This is a genomic window from Nonomuraea sp. NPDC049649 (assembly GCF_040675175.1).
GTDB lineage: Bacteria > Actinomycetota > Actinomycetes > Streptosporangiales > Streptosporangiaceae > Nonomuraea.
This window is the reverse complement of record NZ_JBFAOH010000059.1, coordinates 1-21,616: the sequence shown is the minus strand read 5'-3', so window position 1 is coordinate 21,616 and position 21,616 is coordinate 1. Positions and strand designations below refer to the sequence as shown.

The window sequence follows — 21,616 nt, the reverse complement described above, 5'->3', positions numbered from 1 at the left end:
GTCTTCAGCGCCAGGGTTCGCAGCGGGGCTAGGGACTGTTTCAGAAGTGATCATTTAGGTGATCCACTTCTGAGATGATCTTTGGGTGAGTCGTGGTGATTTGACCGCCGCTCAGTGGGCGGTGCTGGAGCCGTTGCTGCCGGTGGGGAAGAAGCCAGGTAGGCCGCCAAAGTGGACGAAACGCCAGCTCATCGACGGCATCCGGTGGCGGACGCGGACGGGTGCGCCCTGGCGGGACGTGCCTGTTCGCTATGGCGAGTGGGAGACCGTGTACGGGCTGTTCCGGCGCTGGCAGCGGGACGGCACGTGGGCGCGGATCGTGCGGGAGTTGCAGGCCCTGGCGGACGCGAAAGGTTTGATCACCTGGGACGTGAGCGTGGATTCCTCGATCGCTCGGGCGCATCAGCACGCCGCTGGTGCGCGTAAAAGGGGGATCTGCAGGTAGAACCGCCGGGCGGGGTGAGTGTGGAGCCCGCCGACCATGGGCTCGGCCGCTCCCGTGGAGGGCTGACCACCAAGATGCACCTGGCGTGCGAGCAGGGACAGAAGGTGCTGTCGTTGATCGTCACCGCCGGGCAGCGTGGCGACTCCCCGCAGTTCCAGCCGGTGCTGGAGAAGATCAGCGTGCCGCGACTCGGCCTTGGCCGTCCCCGAAAGCGGCCGGACAAGGTTCGGGCCGACAAGGCGTACGGCTCCCGCTCCAACCGTGCCTACCTGCGGCGACGCGGCATCAGCTGCACGATCCCGGAGAAGGCCGATCAGGTCCGTCACCGAAAGAACCGCGGCAGCCGGGGCGGCCGTCCCCCGAGGTTCTGCAAGCTCGACTACCGCGAGCGGCACGCCGTCGAGTGCGCCATCAACCGGCTCAAACGCCACCGCGCCGTCGCGACCAGATACGACAAGCTCGCCGTCCGCTACGAAGCCACCGTTCAGATCGCCATCATCAACGACTGGCTGACCTGCTTATAAAACAGGCCCTAGGCGGCCTCGGGCGGGCCCGTAGTAAACGGCGTTCGTGCAGATCACCAGGTATCGGCCGAGTTCAGGAGCTAGATAGAGACTGGTCCCGGTCCAGCCGTGGTGATAGGCGACGCGACCGCCGTGCGCCAGAACCCACGCCAGGCCGCGCTCCAGCCCGGGCTCGATCTCGACCTGGGGAACCATGCTGGCGTGGAGCCACTGCCCAAGCCCATCCCGGTCGCGGCTGTAGGCGGTGAGAAGGTGCGCGCCGTACCGAGCCAGATCCGTCGGAGTAGAGAACACCCCGGCATGCCCCGCGATCCCACCCAGCAGAGCCGCGTTGTCGTCGTGAACGCCACCCCAGATACGAGGCGCCCCGTTGATGCGCTGCTCGGTGGGCGCGACGCCGGCCTCACGGGCGACGGGCCCGTAGCAGGTGGAGCCCATGCCGACACTCCGCCACAGGTCGTCGGCGAGCTGGTCGAGCCGCTGCCGGTCGTTGTAGAGGTAAGGCAGCACCAGCCCGAGCAGAATGTAACCCCGGTTGATGTACCGGTGCGTGCCAGGCTCGTCGTCAAGAGGTTCCCGACACAACAGCTCATGCAGCGGAGCATCAGCCCCCCGGTAGTGGTCGAGCCGGGTCGCCGCACGCAGCCCGGACGTGTGCGCGAGCAGCTGCCGGATGGTGGCCTGCCCGCTCGCCGCTTCCCCGAAGATGGTCGGCAGAAAGTCGCGTACGGGAGCGTCCAGTTCCAGCAGCCCGTCGTCCAGGGCCCGCCCGATCAGCGGCCAGGTGGCCACGACCTTGGTCAGTGAGGCGATGTCGTACCGGGTGCGCTCGGTGGCGGGCGCCTGATCGAGCCCGGCCCACGGTGATGAGGTGCTGTCTGCCGCGGACGGTGCCGCAGACGATGACGCCGCCGGGTGTGAGCGTGTTCTCGACGGCCTGGCGTAGCGCGTCGTGCAGGAGGGTGATGTCGTCGGCAGTGAACGGTGTGGGCATCAGGCCGCCTCCGCGTCGTCGGTGCTGGTGTCGGTTTCCAGCGTGGCGACTTCTGCAGGTGGATGGCCGTAGCCGCGCCGCAGCGACGGAGGCGGCGTCCCGGTCAGCCGCCCGGGCCGACCTCGTTGTCGGGGGCGCCGTCTCCGGTGGTCGGCAGGTCTCCGCGCTCGACCGGGCTGGGCCATGGCGAGGGTGTTCCCGTGACGGCTGCTTGGCGGGCCCCGGCTATGGCGGTCTTCAGCGTCTCCCTGCCCACGTCGGTGAGCCTGGCGGCCAGGAGGAGGAGAGCGTCGCCTCTGACGGCGGCGTATTCGTGACGCCCGGCCGCCTGCCGATACCAGCCCACCTCGTCGCGCGAGCACCGCACCGGAGCGTCGACCGGCATGGCGTCGGTCACGGGCCTGGTGGCGCAGAGCGCGTCGCTGAACTCGTCGCGGTCGACCCGTAACTGCACCTGCTTGCCGTCGGGCGAAACGTAAAAGGCGCCGAAGCCTTCTTCGTTGACCGCTCCGACGGACTGTTCCGCCAGCTCGTAGCCCGGCAGGTCCACCACGTAGATCAGGTCGGGGGCGGCTCCTTGGACGCGAGCCTGGTCGATGGCCTCCTGGCTGAGCGCGCCCTGTGTGCCGCAGGCGGACAGGGCGAGGAGCGCGAGCAGGAGTGGTGTGTTCTTCATGGAGCTCCCCCGTTCCGGAAAGACCGTCTTGATCTTATCGGCACCGAGCCGGAGGATGTGACACTCTTTTTCCCGAAAAGCGGCGGTAGCGCCGGGCATTTCGGCGAGCAGGATTTCCGCACCGAATCGCCCCGACTTCCGTCTTCCAGGCTTTCTGGTGGGTTATTAAAGGATGAGCCGCCTTCCCGTCCTTAAAGCATTCATAAACTGATCCGCCATGCGTGGGTCGGTTCAGCGGACGGCGACTGCCGACAGTTACCTTTCACGCTGATCAGAGGATCAAACGCAGACGGGAGTACCACATGAGCAAGATGGGGAAAATCGCCGCGGTTCTGGCTGTATCAGCGGCCGGCGTTGTGTTCGGGAGCGTCGGATCGCCGGCGCTGGCGGGCCCTGAGCAGGTCAGCGCGCCCTCCGCGCCATGTGAGCCCAAGGAGGAAATCAGCAAGCACGGCAACGTGACCGTCCAGACGATCAGCCGGCGGTGCTCGACGACCTCCCGGCAGGAGTCGACGTCCCAGGGCCCGGCGGTCAAGAACCGTCGGGTGGTGGAGAGCGACCCGTTCGAGGTCGCGGCGGGCTCCCGCGCCACGAGGCTCAGCCAGGCGTGCCCGCGCGGGCAGGTCGTCATCGGCGGGGGCTACGACCTGCGCAACTCCATCTTCAACGAGGGCAACGGCGCCGAGTTCGTCCTGTCGAGCGGGGCGAACGACCGGCGTACGGCCTGGGAGGTCGTGGCCGCCAACCCGAGCGAGCACGACATCGAGATCACCGTGAAGGCGGTCTGCGCGGACCGCACCCAGGCCCAGTAGGGCACCCCACGAGCCGCTGCGGTCCGCGTGACCGCGGCGGCTCGCGCCGTTTCCGGGACCCCCCGTAGCGGGTTAGGCAAGGTTAGCCTAACCTTATCCCCATGACCGAGGAGATCTCCCTCCGCGGCGCCGAGCTGTGCCTCAGTTATCACGGCGCCGCCGTGGTCCACGACGGCCACCTCGCCCTGCGGCCCGGCCGTGTGACCGCGCTGGTCGGCCCGAACGGCAGCGGCAAGTCGACGCTGCTGCGCGCGCTGGCCAGGCTGCACCGGCCCGACTCCGGGGCGGTGACGCTGGGCGACGGCGCCGACGCTTTCGGGCTGTCGGCGCGCGATTTCGCCCGCCGCGTGACGCTGCTGGCGCAGAGCCGCCCCACCCCGGGCGGCGTGCGGGTGGCGGACGTCGTCGGGTACGGACGACACCCGTACCGGCGGCGCTGGAAGGCCGCGGACCCCGAGGGCGCGGCCGCCGTCGCCAAGGCGATGGAGCTGACCGGTGTGGCGGCGATGGCCGAGCGGCCGGTGGACGAGCTGTCCGGCGGCGAGCTGCAGCGGGTCTGGCTGGCCACCTGCCTGGCGCAGGACACCGGCGTGCTGCTGCTGGACGAGCCCACCACCTTCCTCGACCTGCGCTACCAGGTGGAGCTGCTGGAGCTCGTCCGCGACCTGGCCGACGAGCACGGGGTGGCGATCGGGGTCGTGCTGCACGACCTCAACCAGGCCGCCGAGATCGCCGATCACGTCGTACTGCTGCATCGGGGGCGGGTCCGCGCCGACGGCCCGCCCGCGCTGGTCCTCACCGAGGACCTGCTGAGCGACACGTACGGGATCCGCATCGAAGTCAGTCACGACCCCGCGACGGGAGCCGTGACCACCCGGCCGATCGGCCGGCACAGCAAGAACGTCACCGCGACAACATGACGGGAACCCCCATGCGCACTGTCCTGACGGCTCTAGCCGCCGTCGTCGTCCTGGCCGCCTGCGGCACGACCGAAGCCCCCGTACCGGAGACGGCGGCGAGCGCCGAGCCGTCGGCGGCGCCCGTGACCGTGACCGACAGCCGCGGCAAGGAGGTCACGCTCGACCGACCGGCGACCCGGGTGGTCAGCCTGGAGTGGGGCGAGACCGAGATGCTGGTCAGCCTCGGCGTGATGCCGGTGGGCGCGGCCGACGTGAAGGGCTTCGCCACCTGGGACACCGCCGTGAAGCTGGACTCCTCGGTGCGGGACGTCGGCACGCGGCAGGAGCCCAGCGTCGACTCCATCAGCGCGCTCCAGCCCGACCTGGTGGTGATGGAGGCCGAACGTGACTCCGCGCTCGTCCCCCAGCTGGAGAAGTTCGTGCCGGTGCTGGTGACCAAGGGCAGCGACGCCTCCCGCAACCTGGAGCGGATGCGCGAGGACCTGGAGATGATCGCGGCGGCGGTCGGCAAGACCGGCGAGGCCGCCAAGCTGATGAGCGACTTCGACGCGGCGCTGGCCGAGGGCAAGGAGAAGATCGCGGCGGCGGGCGGCGCGGGCAAGCCGTTCGTGATGGCCGACGGGTGGAAGCAGGGCAGCTCGATCTCGATCCGGCTGTTCGGCAAGGGCGCGCTGGTCTCCGACATCGCCGAGCGGCTGGGGCTGGAGAACGCCTGGAAGGGCGAGGTCGACGCCCAGTGGGGCCTGGGCACCACCGACGTCGAGGGCCTGACCGTGCTCAAGGACCCCGACATCCGCTTCTTCTACAACGCCTCCGACGGTGACGACGTCTTCGCCGACGGGCTGGCCGGCAACGCCATCTGGAAGTCGCTGCCGTTCGTGGCCAAGGAGCGGGTGACCAAGCTGCCCGACGGCATCTGGACGTTCGGCGGCCCGCTCTCCGGTCAGCAGTACGCCGACGCGCTGGTGAAGGCGTTCGCCGGTTGAGCACCGACGTCCTGACCCCGGCGCCGCCCGAGACGCCGCTGCGGCGGCTGAGCGTCGCCGGGGTCTTCCTGCTGGCCCTCGCGGCGGTCGTGCTGACGGCCGCGGTGCACGTGACGCAGGGCACCTCGGAGGTGGGCGCGCTCGACCTGCTGGCGCTGCCGTTCGGCGGCAGCGACGAGGCGGCGCGGGTGCTGCTGGCCTCCCGGCTGCCCCGGCTGCTGGCGGGGGCCTGCGTGGGGGTGGCGCTGGGCGTGGCGGGCGCGCTGCTGCAGGCGATCGCGCGCAACGCGATGGCCTCGCCGGACACGCTGGCCGTCAGCTCGGGCGCCTACTTCGCGGTCGTGGCGGGCAGCGTGCTGGGGCTGTCGCTGCCGGTGCCGGTCTCGGGCGGGCTGGCGCTGCTCGGCGGGCTGGCCGCCGCCGCCCTGGTGCTGGCGCTCTCGGCGGGCGGGCGTACGGGGACGACGCGGCTGATCCTGGCCGGGACCGCCACGGCGATGGCGCTCAGCTCGCTGACGAACCTGCTGATGATCCTGTTCGAGCAGGAGACGACCGGGCTGTTCGCCTGGGGCAGCGGCTCCCTCGTGCAGAGCGACCTGACCGCGGTGGCGCAGCTCGGGCCGGTGATCGCGGTGGGGGTCGGGGCGGCGGCGCTGGCCGGGCCGCGGCTGGACATCCTCGGCCTGGGCGACGACACCGCCCGGGTGCTCGGGGTGAACGTGCGGCGGCTGCGGTTCTGGCTGACCATGCTGGCCGTGCTGCTGGCGGCGTCGGCGGTGACGATCGCGGGACCGATCGGGTTCGTCGGGCTCTGCGCGCCGGTGATCGTGCGGCTGCTCCCCCGGTCGGTCCCCGGCCTGCACCGCAACCGGGCGACGCTGCCGCTGGCGGGACTGGTCGGCGTGCTGGTGGTGCTGGGGTCGGACATCGCGCTCCGGGCCGCGCTGGGCGCGCAGGCCGGGGTGGAGGTGCCGCCCGGGGTGGTGACCACGGTGTTCGGCGCGGCGGTGATGATCTGGCTGGCCCGCCGCTACCGGGACGCGGGTCCGGCGCGCCGGCCGCCGCAGGCCCGCACGGGGGCGTCCCGGTCGCGGGCGGCCTTCCTGGCGGTGGTGGCGGCCGGGGCCGCGCTGCTGGCGGGGGCGCTGGTGCTCGGGCTGCTCGGCGGCGACCGGTGGCTGCTGACCGGCGACGTGGTCAACTGGCTGCAGGGGCGGAGCGGGCGGGCGCTGACGTTCGTGCTCGACCAGCGGTGGCCGCGGGTCGCCGCCGCCGCGCTGGCCGGGCTCGCGCTGGCGGTGGCGGGGGCGGCCGTGCAGGCGGTGTGCCGCAACCCGCTGGCCGAGCCCGGCGTCCTGGGCGTGACGGCCGGGGCCGGGGTGGGGGCGGTCTCGCTGCTCACGCTGGTGCCGCTCGCCGGGATCTGGAGCATGTCGGCGGCGGCGGGCGCGGGCGCGCTGGCGGCCTTCGCCGTCGTCTACGGGCTGTCCTGGCGTGGCGGGCTCAGCTCGGACCGGCTGGTGCTGATCGGGGTGGGCGTGCAGTTCGCCTGCACGTCGATCACCGTCCTGATCATCGTGCTGTCCGATCCGTGGAACACCGCCAAGGCGCTGACCTGGCTCTCGGGGTCGACGTACGGGCGAGTACCGGAGCAGCTGATCCCGGTGGCGCTGGCGCTGGCGGTCACCGTGCCGCTGCTGGTCTGGCTCCGCCGCGACCTCGACCTGCTGGCGCTGGACGAGGACACGCCGCGGGTGCTGGGGGTGCCGCTGGAGCCGGTGCGGCTGGCCGCCCTGGCCTGCGCCGTGCTGCTCACCTCCACGGCCGTGTCGGCGGTCGGGGTGGTCGCCTTCGTCGGCCTGGTCGCCCCGCACGCCGCCCGCGCCCTGGTCGGCGCCCATCACTCCCGGGTGCTGCCGGTGGCGGCGCTGCTCGGCGCGGTCCTGGTCAGCCTGGCCGACACGCTCGGCCGTACGGTGATCGCGCCGGCGCAGGTGCCGGCGGGGCTGGTGACGGCGCTGATCGGCACCCCGTACTTCGTCTATCTGCTCTGGCGGGCCCGCCCTCAGGGCTGAGGCCGGGCCCCGTAGCGGTGAGTGACGCCTTCCTCTCGCCCTCGTGAATTATCCGCCGGCCGCGAGATTCGCGATTGCCGCATTATTGACAACCGAGACAGAACTGGACAAATTCGGTTGAAGTGTTCCATTCACGAGGAGTTAGGGGGGCCGAAACGGTGATGGTTCGACACGACCAGAAATGGCCATAATGGTCGTTGGTAAACCTTCAGACGCCGCCCTCCACAGCCCTATCCGTGATCTGTACGCCCTTAAGGACAGCGCGCCGGCGAAAAGCTCCTCGCCGAGCGTGCTGATCCGGCTCGCGGGGACGTTCTCCGTCGAACGCGACGGCGAGCAGCTCGCGGGAAGCGTCATCAGCGGCAAGGCACGCACGCTGCTCGCACTGCTGACCGTGGAGCGCGGGCGGGTCGTGCCGATCTGCCGCATCGAGGAAGTTCTTTGGGAGGGGAACGCTCCGAAACAGCCGGCGAGCAACGTGGCGACGCTGGTGAGCAGGTTGCGCCGGGTTCTCGGGCACCGTGCGATCACCGGCGGGCGCAACGGCTACCGGCTCGGCACCGCACCGGCCGTCCGGGTGGACGTCGACGAGGCAGCGGCGCTGGTGACCGAGGCCGAAGGACGCCTGGCGGCGGGCCAACCCAACGTGGCCCAGGTCGCCGCCATCCGGGCACTCGAACTGCTCAACGACGGGTCGATACTCGAAACCGAGCCGCACTCCCACTGGGCGGCCGCCGCCGGGCGGGAGGCCGCCGACCTGGTCCGGCGCGCCCGCCACGCGGCGGCGGCCGCGGCCCTGGAGAGTGCGGAGCCGGCGGTGGCGAGGCGGATGGCCGAGGCGGCCGTGCTGGCCGACCGGTTCGACGAGGAGGCGCACCGGCTGCTGATGCGGGCGCACGCGGCGGCCGACGAACCGGCCAGGGCGCTGCTGCTGTACGAGCGGCTGCGGGACGCCCTGATGAACGAGCTGGGCACCGATCCGGCGCCGCAGACCCGGGCGCTGCACCTGGCGATCCTGCGCGAGCGGGTGCCGAAGGCCACGCCGGACGCCGGTCCCCTGCGCGCGCCCGCACCGGCCGGCCCGTCGATGCTCGTCGGCCGCGACGTGGAGCTGGCACGCATCGGACACGCCTGGTCCTCGGCCGCGGCGGGGCGGCCGGATGTGCTGGTGGTGGCCGGGGAGTCCGGCATCGGGAAGTCGCGGCTGGCCGCCGAGGCGGCGCGGCACGTCACCTCGACCGGGGGCACCGTCCTGCACGCGGCGTGTTACGAGGCCGAGCGCGCGCTGTTCCTCCAGCCCTTCGTCGACGCGCTGCGGCCGCACGTCACGCGGCTCGCGCCGAACGCCCTGCGGGAGGCGGCCGGGGAGCACGCCTGCGTACTGGCCGCACTGGTGCCGGACGTGGCGCGGGTGCTGGGCTCCTCGCCGGACGAGCACGACCCGGCGGAGCTCGGGCGGAGCCGCGTCTATCAGGCCATGACGGCGTTCCTGCGCGGGCTGGCGGCCCAGGTGCCTGTCCTGCTGGTGCTCGACGACCTGCACCACGCCGGTGAGCCGACGGTCGAGCTGGTGCACTACCTGGCCCGCCGGGCCGCGCCCGCGCGGCTGCTCTGCCTCACCACGGTCCGCCCGGAGGCGAGCGAGGGGATTGTGCAGTCGCTCGACGGCGTCGCGCAACGGCTGGACCTGGGCGCGCTGCCGATGGCGGCCGTGACCAAGCTGGCGGCGGCCAGCGGGAAGGACGAGCTGGCCGCGGAGGTCTTCCAGCTGACGCGCGGGCACACCCTGTCGGTGGTGGAGACGTTGCGGTGCCGGGTCGTCGGCGACTGCGGGGTGCCGGAGGCGCTGCGGCTGGCGGTCCAGCGCCGGGTGCGCCGGGTGGGCGAGCAGACCGACCGGGTGCTGCGGGCCGCGGTGGTGCTGGGCTCGGTGTTCGACCCGATGGTGCTGGCCGCGATGGTCGATCTCACGCCGAACGAGGTCGCGTACCACTGTGAGCGGGCGCTGGTGGCTCGCCTGCTCGTGGTGTCGGGCCGCGGGTACGCCTTCGCCAACGACCTCATCCGGCAGGCGTTGCACGCGACGACTCCCGAGCCGACCCGGCGCATCCATGAACGCCGGGCCTCCGAGCTGCAGTTCAGCCGGGACGAGCCGCTGCCGGGCCATACTCCGGCGCTCGGTCTCGATCTGCGAGGTTCGTGACACCGATCAGGCGATCCTGCCCGGAGGCGTTGCAGGGGCATTGCAGCGGGGCCGGGCACCCGCGGCGGTGACCTATTTATTTCACCCCCATTTCAGCCTCTCCGTTATCCGGAATACCACCGGTGATGTGCCTGACGACGGGGAAGCACGGGCGGTGCAACGCCCCTGCAATTGGCTTTGCCATATTCTGTGGCGATTTGTCAGCGAGGCGGCACAGCCACGTACCAGCCACGGCGTCCGGGGCGCGTTACCGCGCGCAGGCGGCAGCCGCGGCTCTCGGCGAGCGAGAAGGCGTGATTCGTGGACACTATTCGCGTATCCGACGGCAACTCCGAGAACACGCGTCCGGTCCGGCGGGCAGCCACCGCGAACGAGCCGCGGCCACGGCCGGACGAGCGCGGACCGCTCTCCTACGCTCAGCGGCGCCTGTGGTTCCTGGACCGGTGGCTCGGCGACAGCCCCGCCTACAACGTGCCCGTGACCCTGTGCTTCTCGGGCCCGCTGGACGCCGGCCGGCTGGTCGCCGCCCTCACGTCGGTCGTCGCCCGCCACGACGTCGTGTTCACGGTCTTCGAGGAGGAGGGCGGGGAGCCCCGGCAACGCCTGCTCGGCGGGCGCGAACCGGACTGCCCGCTGGTGGACCTCACCGCCGGAGACCTCGCGGGCCTGGATCTCGCCGAGCGCCGGGCCCGTGCCGGGGCGCTGATCGGCGCGGACGCCCGGCGCCCCTTCGACCTGTCCGCCGGGCCGATGCTGCGGACGGCCCTCTACCGGCTGGCCGAGGACGAGCACTGGCTGCACCTGACGTGGCATCACATCGCGTGCGACGGGTGGTCGCTGGACGTCTTCCAGCGTCAGCTCCTGGAGGCGTACCGCGAGGGCGCGCCGCAGGACGGCCCGCCGCCGCTGCGGTACGCGGACTACGCGCTGTGGCAGCGGGAGAGGCTGGCCGAGCCGTGGACGGAGAAGGTGCTGGCGAGCTGGCGGGAGGCGCTGGGCTCGGCCCCCGCGCTGCTGGATCTGGGCGCCGACCACGCGCGGCCGGCCGAGCTGAGCTACAAGGGCAGGACCGTCGGGCTCGAGCTGTCAGTGCCCGCGCGTGAGCTGGAGGAGTTCGCCGCGGGCGCCGGCGTGAGCCTGTACATGGTGCTGCTCGCCGCGTTCCAGGCGGTGGCGGCCAGGCACGCGGGCACGGACGACATCGTGCTGGGCTCGCCGGTGGCCGGGCGTGACCGGGCCGCGCTGGACGAGCTGGTGGGCATGTTCGTCGACCTCCTCGTGGTGCGGACGGGCCTGGAGGACGACCCGAGCTTCCGCGAGCTGGTCGCGCGCACCCGCAGCTCCGTCCTGGACGCGCTCTCCCGCGGGCGCGTGCCGTTCGACCTCGCGGTGAACGAGTTGCATCCCGAGCGCTCGCTCGCGCACAACCCGATCGTCCAGGTGGTCTTCGCCTACCACGAGGAGGAGCCGGCGGCGGATCTGGGCGGCGGGCTGACGGTGGAGCGGCGCATGGTGCCGACGGACACCGCGAAGTTCGACCTGACGTGGTCGGTGCACCGCCGCCCGGACGGCCTGCGGCTGGAGGTCGAGTACGCCACCGACCTGTACGAGCTCTCGACGATCGAGGTGCTGGCCGGGCACTGGCAGGAGCTGCTGCGGCACGCTCTCGCCGCGCCGGACGTGCCGGTGAGCCGGCTGGAGGTGATGCCCCCGGCGGAGCGGGCCCTGGTGGCCTCGCTGGCGGGGCAGGAGGCCGCGTACCCTGCGGAAACGATCCACGGGCTGGTGGCCCGTCAGAGCGCGGCCACACCGGACGCGGTGGCGGTCGTCTGCGGCGAGGAACGGCTGACTTACCGGGAGCTGAACGGGCGCGCGAACGCGCTGGCCCACCAACTGCGCACGCTGGGGGTCGGGCCCGAAGTGCCCGTGGCGGTGTGCGTCGAACGATCGGCCGAGACCGTGATCGCCACGCTCGCGGTGATGAAGGCCGCAGGCGTCTACGTACCGCTGGACACCGGGTTCCCCGCTGAGCGGATGCAGTTCATGCTGCGCGACGTCGGCGCCCACTTCGTCCTGGTGGCCGGCGGGACCGGTGAGCTGGTCCCCGAAGGACCTTGGCAACTGCTCGATCTGGACGAGTCGCCGCGGGAAGGCCGCCACGACGACCCGGAGGAACTGGCCGGCCCGGACAACGGCTGCTACGTGATTTTCACCTCGGGCTCGACCGGACGCCCCAAGGGAACCCTGGTCACCCACGCCAACGTCACCCGCCTGTTCCAGGCCACCGCCGCGGCCGGACTCGACGCCGGACCAGCAGACGTATGGACCCTGTTCCACAGCTTCGCCTTCGACTTCTCCGTCTGGGAAATCTGGGGCGCACTGACCACCGGCGGCCGCCTGGTCGTAGTCCCCCACGCCGTCACCCGTGACACCGAAGCCTTCTACCAACTCGTCCACCGCGAACACGTGACCGTGCTCAGCCAGACCCCCTCCGCCTTCCGTCAGTTCGAAACCACCGACGACCAAACCCGGGCGGAGCTGGCCCTGCGCGCGGTGATCTTCGGAGGCGAAGCCCTGCACCAGCCGTCCGTGCGCCGCTGGGCTGACCGCCACGGCTACCACACGCCCCGCCTGATCAACATGTACGGGATCACCGAGACGACCGTCCACGTCACCTACCTCGAACTGGCGCAGGACGACCTCGGCGGGGCGGTGAGCCGGATCGGCCGTCCCCTGCCCGACCTGCGCGTCCACGTGCTCGACCCGTACGGCCGGCCCTGCCCCGTAGGGGTGGCAGGTGAGATCCACGTCGCCGGAGCCGGAGTCACACGAGGATATGTCGGGCGGGCCGCGCTGACCGCCGAACGCTTCATCCCCGACCACCTCGGCGACCGGCCCGGCAGCCGTCTGTACCGCACCGGCGACCTCGCCCGCTGGACCGCCGGAGGCCGGTTGGAGTACCTCGGCCGCGCCGACGCCCAAGTCAAGATCCGCGGCCACCGCATCGAACTCGGAGAGATCGAAGCCACCCTCCAGACGCACCCGGCCGTCCTCGAAGCCGTGGTGCGGCCGCATCGCGGCGCCGACGACCAGACCGACCTCGCCGCGTACGTCGTGACCGGCGGCAACGGCGGGGCGGCCGGTGAACTGCGGGCGTGGCTGGGCGAGCGGCTGCCCGGCTACATGGTGCCCCGATGGTTCGTGTTCCTGGACGCGCTGCCGCTGACGGCTCAGGGGAAGGTGGACCGGCGCGCGCTGCCCGAGCCGTCGACCGAGCGGCCGGAGCTCACGCAGGAGTACGTCGCACCCCTGCCCGGAGAGGAGGCGGCCCTGGCCGCCATCTGGGGCCGGGTGCTGGAGGTGGACCGGGTCGGCCGCCACGACAACTTCTTCGACCTGGGCGGCGACTCCATCCGCAGCATCCAGGTACTCGGCCAGGCCCGCGACGCGGGGTTCACCTTCAGTCTGCAGGACCTGTTCCGGCATCCGGTGCTGGCGGACCTGGCCGCGATCACCGGTGACTCCGGCGGCGAGGACCTGGCGCGGGTGCGGGAGCCTTTCGCGCTGCTGTCGCCGCAGGACCGGGAGCGGCTGCCCGAGGGGCTGGTGGACGCCTACCCGATGGCGGAGCTCCAGATCGGCATGGTCTACGAGATGGAGCTCGACCCGGACCGCCGGCCGTACCACAACGTGGACAGCCTCCACGTCATCGGGCCGTTCGACGAGGCCAAGTTCCGGGACGCGGTCGCCCGGGTCGTGGAACGGCATCCGATCCTGCGCACCTCCTTCGACCTGAGCGGCTACAGCGAGCCCCTGCAGTTCGTCCACGCCACCGCCGAGATGCCGTTCACCGTCGTGGACCTGCGCGGCAGCGACCCGGAGACGCAGGAGTCCGTGATCGCCGCGTACATCGACACCGAGCGCGGCCACCGCTTCGACCACAGCCGGCCGCTTCTGCTCCGCTTCGGCATCCACCGGCTCACCGACGACGCCTTCCAGTGGACCATCACCGAGCATCACGCGATCTTCGACGGGTGGAGCCTGCACTCGACGATCTCCGAGATGTCCGCGACCTACCAGCGGCTGCTGGCCGGGGAGGACCCGGTCCTGGAGCCGTTGCGCTCCTCGTACCGAGATTTCATCGCAGCCGAGCGCGCGGCGCTGGAGTCGGCGGACAGCGAGGGCTTCTGGCTGGAGCTGCTGGCCGACCGGCCGGACTCGCGGCTGCCGCGCTGGCCCGCGGACCGGCCCGCGCAGCTCACCGGGCAGGTGATGGAGGACGAGTGGCGCGCGCACAACGAGGCCGAGGGGTACGGCTCGATCGAGACGCTGCTGCCCGCCGACGTCTGCGCGGGGATCCACGAGCTGGCCAAGGCGTGGGGGGTGCCGTTCAAGGCCGTGGTGCTGGCGGCGCACCTGCGGGTGATCAGCCTGGTGACGGGCGGCTCCGACGTGCTGGTGGGGCTGACCGCCAACGGCCGGCTGGAGGAGGCCGACGCCACCGACGTGCGCGGGATGTTCCTCAACACGGTGCCGTTCCGGCTCCGGCTGCCCGAGGGAAGCTGGCGCGACCTCGTACAGGCGGTCTTCGAGGCCGAGCGTGAGCTGCTGCCGCACCGGCGCTACCCGCTGTCGGCGCTGCAGCGGAAGCATGGCGGCGCGCTGTTCGAGGTGAACTTCGTCTACAACCACTTCCACGTGCTGGGCAAGGCGTTCGGCGCGGACCGGATGCGGATCGTCGACAACAAGATCGACAGCTTCAGCACCTCGCGGGTCGAGCCGACGAACTTCCCGCTCAACGTCGGCGTCATCCGCAACCCGTACTCCTCCCGGCTGCTGCTGGCCCTCGACTACCACACCGACGTGCTCACGCAGGACCAGGTCGCCTTGATGCGGGACTACTACCTGCGGGTCTTCGAGGCGATGGTGGCCGAGCCGGACGCGTCCCACCAGGACGCCCCGCTGCTGGGCGAGGCCGAGCGGGGGCTGCTGGCGTCGTGGAACGACACGGCGGCGGAGGTGCCCTCGGTCCTGGCGCACGAGCTGGTGGAGGCGAGGGCGGCGGCGACGCCGGACGCGGTGGCCGTCGTGGCGGGAGACGTCTCGCTCACCTATGCCGAGGTGAACGCCCGCGCCAATCGGCTGGCGTGGTTCCTGCGCGAGGCCGGTGTCGGGCCGGACGTCTGTGTCGGGCTGTGCGTGGAGCGGTCGGCCGAGATGATCGTCGCCCTGCTCGCCATCGCCAAGGCGGGCGGTGTGTACGTGCCGCTGGACGCGGGGTTCCCGGCCGAGCGGCTGCGGCTGATGCTGAGCGAGGTCGGCGCCGGGCTGGTCCTGACCGCCGGCGCCACCACCGGGCGCATCCCCGCCGGGGCCTGGCAGGTCGTCGACCTGGACGCCGTCGAGCTGCCGGAGGAGGAGCGGAACCCGGACGCGGGGGTGCTGCCGGACCACGGCTGCTACGTGATCTTCACGTCCGGCTCCACCGGGCGGCCCAAGGGCGTGGTGACTCTGCACCGCAACGTCACCGAGCTGCTGCACGGCGCCGGCTTCCTGCGGCTGGACGAGACCGACAGGCTGCTTCAGCTGGCGCCGCTGCCCTTCGACAACTCCACCTTCGAGGTGTGGGCGCCTCTGGTCGCCGGTGCCCGGCTGGTGCTGCCGCCGCCCGTCGACTACACACCCGCTGACATCGCCGCCTGGGTCGATGAGCATCGGATCAACGTGCTGCACGCGACCGCGTCGCTGTTCGCCCTGCTCGTCGACCACGAGCCGCAGCTGTTCGACGGGCTGCGCCGGTTCCTGACCGGCAGCGAGACCGTCTCGCCCCGGCACGCGGCCCACATCCTGGCCCGCTGCCCCGGGCTGGAGCTGGTCAACTGCTGGGGGCCGACCGAGACCACGACCTTCTCCGTCTGCGGGCCGTACCGGCACGACACGCTGCCTTCGGGACCGCTGCCTCTGGGCAACCCGCTGGTCAACACCGAGGTGTGGGTGCTGAACGAGGGCGGGCGCGTCGTTCCCATCGGCACCCCCGGCGAGCTGTACGTCGCCGGGCCCTGCCTGGCACGCGGGTATCTGAACAACCCGGCGATGACCGCCGACCGATTCCAGCCCCACCCCACCCGGCCCGGGGCGCGCCTGTACCGCACCGGCGACCGGGGCATGTGGTCGGTGGACGGCCGGGTGGAGTTCCTCGGCCGGGTCGACCACATGGTGAAGATCCGCGGCTACCGGGTCGAGCTGGGGGAGGTCGAGGCCGCGCTGCGGGCGCATCCTCTGGTACGGGAGTGCGCGGTAGTCGCCCGTGCCGGGGAGTCGCTCGCGGACCTGGCCGCCTACCTCGTCACCGACGGGGACCTTCCCACCGGGGAGGTGCGCGCATGGCTGTTGGAGCGGTTGCCGCACTACATGGTGCCCCGCTGGTTCGTCCTGATGGACGCGCTGCCGCTGACCCCGCGAGCCAAGATCGACCGGGCGGCGTTGCCGGCGCCCCAGCCGCAGCGCCCGTCCCAGGCGGACTTCGACCCGCCGCTGCCCGGCCTGGAGGAGCAGCTCGCGCGGATCTGGTGCCGCGTCCTGGGCGTGGACCGGGTCGGGCGGCACGACGACTTCTTCGACCTGGGCGGCGACTCCATCCGCAGCATCCAGGTGCTCGGCCAGGCCCGCGACGCGGGGCTGACCTTCAGCCTCCAGGACCAGCACCGGCATCCGACTCTGGCGGAGCTGGCCGGTGTGGTGCGGCGTATCGGTGACGAGGATCGGCAGGCGGTGCGGGAGCCGTTCTCGCTGGTGTCGCCCGAGGACCGGGAACGGCTGCCAGAAGGGCTCGCGGACGCCTACCCGATGGCCGAACTCCAAGTCGGCATGGTCTACGAGATGGAGCTCGACCCCGACCGGCGGCCGTACCACAACGTGCACAGCATCAAGATGTCCGGGCCATTCCACGAGCGCCGCTTCCGAAAGGCGCTGGCACGGGTCGTCGAGCGACACCCGATCCTGCGTACCTCCTTCGACCTGAGCCGCTACAGCGAACCCATGCAGCTCGTCCACCCCACCGCCGAGATCCCGCTCACGGTGACCGACCTGCGCAGTGCCGATGATCAAGAGGCGACGCTCGCGGAACATCTAAGGCAAGAGCAGCGGAACACCTTCGACCTGTCGATCGCGCCGCTGTGCCGCATGGCCGTGCACATCCTGGACGACGACTCCTTCCAGTGGACGGTCACCGAGCACCACGCCATCCTCGACGGCTGGAGCCTGGCTTCCACCCTGGCCGAGATCGACACCCTCTACCGCACCGACGATTTGCCCGCCGTGGAGCCGCTGCGCTCCACCTACGGCGACTTCATCGCCGCCGAACGCGCCGCGCTCACCTCCGAGGAAAGCCGGGACTTCTGGCTGGAGCAGCTCGCCGACCGGCCGGACAGCAGGCTGCCGCGCCGCCCCCACTCGCGGCGGGAAGGCGGGCCCGGGGCGCTGCGGGCCGTCACGCCGCCGGAGCTGCTGGCGGGGCTGGACGGGCTCGCGCAGCGCTGGAAGGTGCCGTTCAAGGCGGTGGTGCTGGCCGCGCACCTGCGGGTGATCAGCCTGGTGACCGGCAGTCCCGACGTGCTGGCAGGACTGACCGCCAACGGGCGGCTGGAGGAGGCCGACGGCGCGGAGGTACGGGGGCTGTTCCTGAACTCGGTGCCGTTCCGGCTCCGGCTGCCGGAGGGAAGCTGGCGCGACCTCGTACAGGCGGTCTTCGAGGCCGAGCGTGAGCTGCTGCCGCACCGGCGCTACCCGCTGTCGGCGGTCCAGCGCGAGCTGGGCGGCGGCGCGCTGTTCGAGGTCAACTTCGTCTACAACCACTTCCGCCAGCTCGGCGGGCCCGCCGAGGACGCGACGCTGACCGTCACGGACCCCGGCGCCGACCTGCCGGGGGTGTCGCGGACCCACTTCCCGCTGGTGGTGGCCGTCAGCCGCGAGCCGGGCGTCGACGGGCTGCGGCTGGAGCTGGAGTACGACTCCAGGGAGCTGGGCGAGGACCAGGTCGCCGAGTTGCTGGACTACTACCTGCGTGTGTTCGAGGCGATGGTGACCGACCCGGACGCGTCCTGCCTCGACGTGCCGCTGCTCGGTGAGGAGCAGCTCGCGCTGCTGGAGTCGTGGCACGGCGCGGCGGCGGAGGTGCCGCGGGCCCTGGTCCACGAGCTGGTGGAGGCGCGGGCCGCGGCGACCCCGGACGCCGTGGCGGTGGTGGCCGCCGGCGGTTCCCTGACCTACGCCGAGCTGAACGCCCGCGCCAACCGCCTGGCGTGGTTCCTGCGCGAGGCCGGTGTCGGGCCGGAGGTGTGCGTGGGGCTGTGCGTCGAGCGGTCAGCCGAGATGGTCGTCGCGCTGCTGGCCGTCGTCAAGGCGGGCGGAGTCTACGTGCCCCTGGACGCCGGCTTCCCGGCGGAACGCCTGCGGCTGATGCTCGGCGAGGTGCGGGCTCCGATCGTGCTGACCGCGGCGGGGACCGCTGCCCGCATCCCCGCCGGGCCCTGGCGGACCATCGACCTCGACACCGTGGAGCTGTCGGAGGAGGAGCGGAACCCGGACACGGAGGTGCTGCCGGATCACGCCTGCTACGTGATCTTCACCTCCGGCTCCACCGGCCGGCCCAAGGGCGTGGTGACCCTGCACCGCAACGTCACCGAACTGCTGCACGGCGGCCCCGCCATGACGCTCCGGGCCGACGACAGACTGCTGCAGATCGCCACCACCTCCTTCGACGTCGCCACGTACGAGATCTGGGCGCCGCTGGCCGCGGGCGCCCAGCTCGTGCTGCCGCCACCCGTCGACTACACCCCGGCCGACATCGCCGCCTGGGTGGACGAGCACCGCATCACCGTCCTGCACGCCACCGCGTCGCTGTTCGCCCTCCTCGTCGACCACGAACCCCGGCTCTTCGACCGGCTGCGACGCCTGCTGACCGGCGCCGAGACCGTCTCCCCCGGCCATGCCGCCCGCATCCTCGACTGCTGCCCGGACTTGGAACTGGTCAACTGCTGGGGACCGACGGAAACCACCACCTTCTCCGTCTGCGGCTCCTTCACCCGCGACACGCTGCCCGCCGGGCCGCTCCCGCTGGGCGTCCCGCTGGCCAACACAGAAGTACGGGTCCTCGACGAGAACGGGCGGCCGGTTCCGGCCGGCACGCCCGGCGAGCTGTACGTGGCGGGTCCCTGCCTGGCCCGCGGCTACCTCGACGACCCCGTCCTGACCGCCGACCGGTTCCGGCCCCACCCCACCCGGCCCGGGGCGCGCCTCTATCGCACCGGGGACCGGGGCAGATGGTCGGCGGACGGCCAGGTGGAGTTCCTCGGCCGCGTCGACCACATGGTCAAGGTCCGCGGCTACCGCGTCGAGCTCGGCGAAGTGGAAACCGCGCTGCGCGCCCACCCGCGGGTCCGCGAATGCGTGGTCCTGGCGCACGACGACGAGTCCGGGCGCACCGATCTCGTGGCCCACATCGTGCCCGAGGGCGAGGACGTGCCGGCGGACGAGCTGCGCCGGTGGCTGCTGGAACGGCTGCCGGCGTTCATGGCGCCGCGGTGGTTCCTCTCCCTGGCCGCGCTGCCGCTGACGCCGCGGGGCAAGGTGGACCGGCGGGCGCTGCCGGCGCCGCCGGTCGGGCGTCCCGAGCTGACGCAGGAGTTCGTCGCTCCCCTGCCCGGCCGGGAGGAGCAACTCGCGCGGATCTGGTGCCGCGTTCTGGGCGTGGACCGGGTCGGGCGGCACGACGACTTCTTCGACCTGGGCGGCGACTCGATCCGCAGTGTCCAGGTGCTGGGGAAGGCGCGGGAGCTGGGGTTCGGGTTCACCCTTCAGGAGCTGTTCGGCAATCCGACGATCGCGGGGCTGGCCGCGGTGGTGCGGCGGGCCACAGGCCGGGGGCCGGTTTCCGAGCCGTTCTCGCTGGTGTCGCCCGAGGACCGGGAGCTGCTGCCGGACGGGCTCGCGGACGCCTACCCGATGGCCGAACTCCAAGTCGGCATGGTCTACGAGATGGAGCTCGACCCCGACCGGCGGCCCTACCACAACGTGCACAGCATCAAGATGTCCGGGCCATTCCACGAGCGCCGCTTCCGGAGGGCGCTGGCGTGGGTCGTGGAGCGGCATCCGATCCTGCGTACCTCCTTCGACCTGAGCCGCTACAGCGAACCCATGCAGCTCGTCCACCCCACCGCCGAGATCCCGCTCACGGTGACCGACCTGCGCGGCGCCGACGATCAGGAGACGGCGCTGGCGGAGCATGTACGACGCGAGCATCGCGACGCCTTCGACCTGTCGTCCGCTCCGCTGTGCCGCATGGCCGTGCACATCCTCGACGACGACGCCTTCCAGTGGACGGTCACCGAGCACCACGCCATCCTCGACGGCTGGAGCCTCGCCTCCACCCTGGCCGAGATCGACACCCTCTACCGCACCGACGACCCGCCCGCCGTGGAGCCGCTGCGCTCCACCTACGGCGACTTCATCGCCGCCGAACGCGCCGCGCTCACCTCCGGGGAAAGCCGGGACTTCTGGCTCGAACGCCTCGCCGACCGGCCCGGCTCCCGGCTGCCGCGCCGGGACGGTCCCGCGGCCCGGGGGATCGGCGAGACCGTCCAGGGCGAGCGGCACGAGCACGACGAGAACCAGGGCCACGGCACCCTGACAACGCCGATCTCCCGGGAGCTGCTGACCCGGCTGGAAGACTTCGCCCGACGCTGCGGAGTCCCGTTCAAGACGGTGGTGCTGGCCGCGCACCTGCGGGCGCTGAGCTTGGCCACCGGCAGCCCGGACGTCGTCACCGGGTTGTCCTCCGACGGCCGCCTGGAAGAGGCCGACGCCACGGACGCGCGCGGCCTGTTCCTCAACACCCTGCCGTTCCGGATCCGGCTCCCCGAAGGCAACTGGCAGGACTTGGCGCGGGCCGTGTTCGACGCCGAGCGGGAACTGCTGCCGCACCGCCGCTACCCGATGTCGGCGATGCAGCGAGCTCTCGGCGGGCCGCTCTTCGAGGTCAGCTTCGTCTACAACCACTTCCACCAGTTCGGCCGGCTCGCCGAGGACGCGCCCGGCGGCGCGGACACGCCCGGCATGGGGCGGACGCACTTCCCGCTGCTGGTCACCATCAGCCGCGAGACCGGCGGATTGCGCCTGGGCCTGGAGTACGACGCCCGGGAGTTCAGCGGCGACCACGCCGTCACTCTGCGCGACTACCACCTGCGCGCGTTGGAGTCGATGACCGCCGACCCCGAGGCGCCGCACCACGCGGTGTCTCTGCTGGGCGAGGCCGAGCGCGAGCTGCTGGCAGCGTGGGCGGGCGGCGCCGACCGGTTCGAGGCCGGGCTCGTACACGAGCTGGTGGCCCGCTGGGCGGAGGCGACGCCGGACGCGGTCGCGGTCACCTGCGGCGAGGAACGGCTGACTTACCGGGAGCTGAACGCGCGGGCGAACGCGCTGGCCCACCACCTGCGCACGCTGGGGGTCGGGCCCGAAGTGCCCGTGGCGGTGTGCGTCGAACGATCGGCCGAAACCGTGATCGCCACGCTCGCGGTGATGAAGGCCGCAGGCGTCTACGTACCGCTGGAGCCCGGCTTCCCCGCCGAGCGGATGGAATTCATGCTACGCGACGTCGGCGCCCGCCTCGTCCTGGTAGCCGAGGGAACCGGCGAACTGGTCCCCGAAGGACCTTGGCAAACACTCGACCTCAACCGGCTACCGCGGGAAGGCAGCCACGACGACCCGGAGGAACTGGCAGCTCCGGGCAACGGCTGCTATGTGATCTTCACCTCGGGCTCGACCGGACGCCCCAAGGGAACCCTGGTCACGCACGCCAACGTCACCCGCCTGTTCCAGGCCACCGCCGCCGCCGGACTCGACGCCGGACCGGCGGACGTATGGACCCTGTTCCACAGCTTCGCCTTCGACTTCTCCGTCTGGGAAATGTGGGGCGCACTGACCAC

At 71.9% G+C, this 21,616-nt stretch carries 8 protein-coding genes and 1 pseudogene; 7 read left to right on the top strand and 2 right to left on the bottom strand.

Features of this window, described 5'->3' with window-relative positions:
* Positions 1–85: 85 nt before the first annotated feature.
* Positions 86–969, top strand: a pseudogene (locus AB0J42_RS35560) (IS5 family transposase).
* Here the strand turns inward: AB0J42_RS35560 and AB0J42_RS35555 are convergent.
* Together AB0J42_RS35555 and AB0J42_RS35550 are read right to left on the bottom strand one after the other, a co-directional pair.
* Positions 964–1,947, bottom strand: coding sequence for a serine hydrolase domain-containing protein (locus AB0J42_RS35555; RefSeq protein WP_364302528.1), 984 nt, complete (start codon positions 1,945–1,947; stop codon positions 964–966). The pseudogene AB0J42_RS35560 and the gene AB0J42_RS35555 overlap by 6 nt on opposite strands.
* A 119-nt stretch (positions 1,948–2,066) precedes the next feature.
* Complete coding sequence (locus AB0J42_RS35550; protein ID WP_364302520.1) at positions 2,067–2,639, bottom strand: hypothetical protein; 573 nt, start codon at positions 2,637–2,639, stop codon at positions 2,067–2,069.
* 458 nt (positions 2,640–3,097) lie between these two features.
* Between AB0J42_RS35550 and AB0J42_RS35545 the strand changes: the two genes are divergently transcribed.
* The 6 genes from AB0J42_RS35545 to AB0J42_RS35520 form a co-directional block, all read left to right on the top strand.
* On the top strand, positions 3,098–3,451 hold the full coding sequence (locus tag AB0J42_RS35545) for a hypothetical protein (protein WP_364302518.1): 354 nt from the start codon (positions 3,098–3,100) through the stop codon (positions 3,449–3,451).
* Between the two features lie 101 nt (positions 3,452–3,552).
* Entirely contained in the window at positions 3,553–4,371 is an 819-nt protein-coding gene (locus AB0J42_RS35540; protein ID WP_364302516.1) for an ABC transporter ATP-binding protein, read from the top strand.
* A gap of 11 nt (positions 4,372–4,382) precedes the next feature.
* Positions 4,383–5,357 carry an iron-siderophore ABC transporter substrate-binding protein gene (locus tag AB0J42_RS35535; protein WP_364302514.1) on the top strand — a complete coding sequence of 325 codons (975 nt, stop codon included), beginning with the start codon at positions 4,383–4,385 and terminating at the stop codon, positions 5,355–5,357.
* The gene (locus tag AB0J42_RS35530) at positions 5,354–7,432 is read left to right on the top strand and encodes an iron ABC transporter permease (protein WP_364302512.1); all 2,079 of its coding nucleotides are present in this window, start codon (positions 5,354–5,356) and stop codon (positions 7,430–7,432) included. Before AB0J42_RS35535 ends, AB0J42_RS35530 begins: the two co-directional genes overlap by 4 nt.
* A 289-nt stretch (positions 7,433–7,721) precedes the next feature.
* A complete protein-coding gene (locus AB0J42_RS35525; protein ID WP_364302510.1) occupies positions 7,722–9,635 on the top strand; it encodes an AAA family ATPase in 1,914 nt (637 codons plus the stop codon).
* 300 nt (positions 9,636–9,935) lie between these two features.
* On the top strand, positions 9,936–21,616 hold an 11,681-nt coding region (locus AB0J42_RS35520), incomplete at its 3' end, for an amino acid adenylation domain-containing protein (RefSeq protein WP_364302508.1).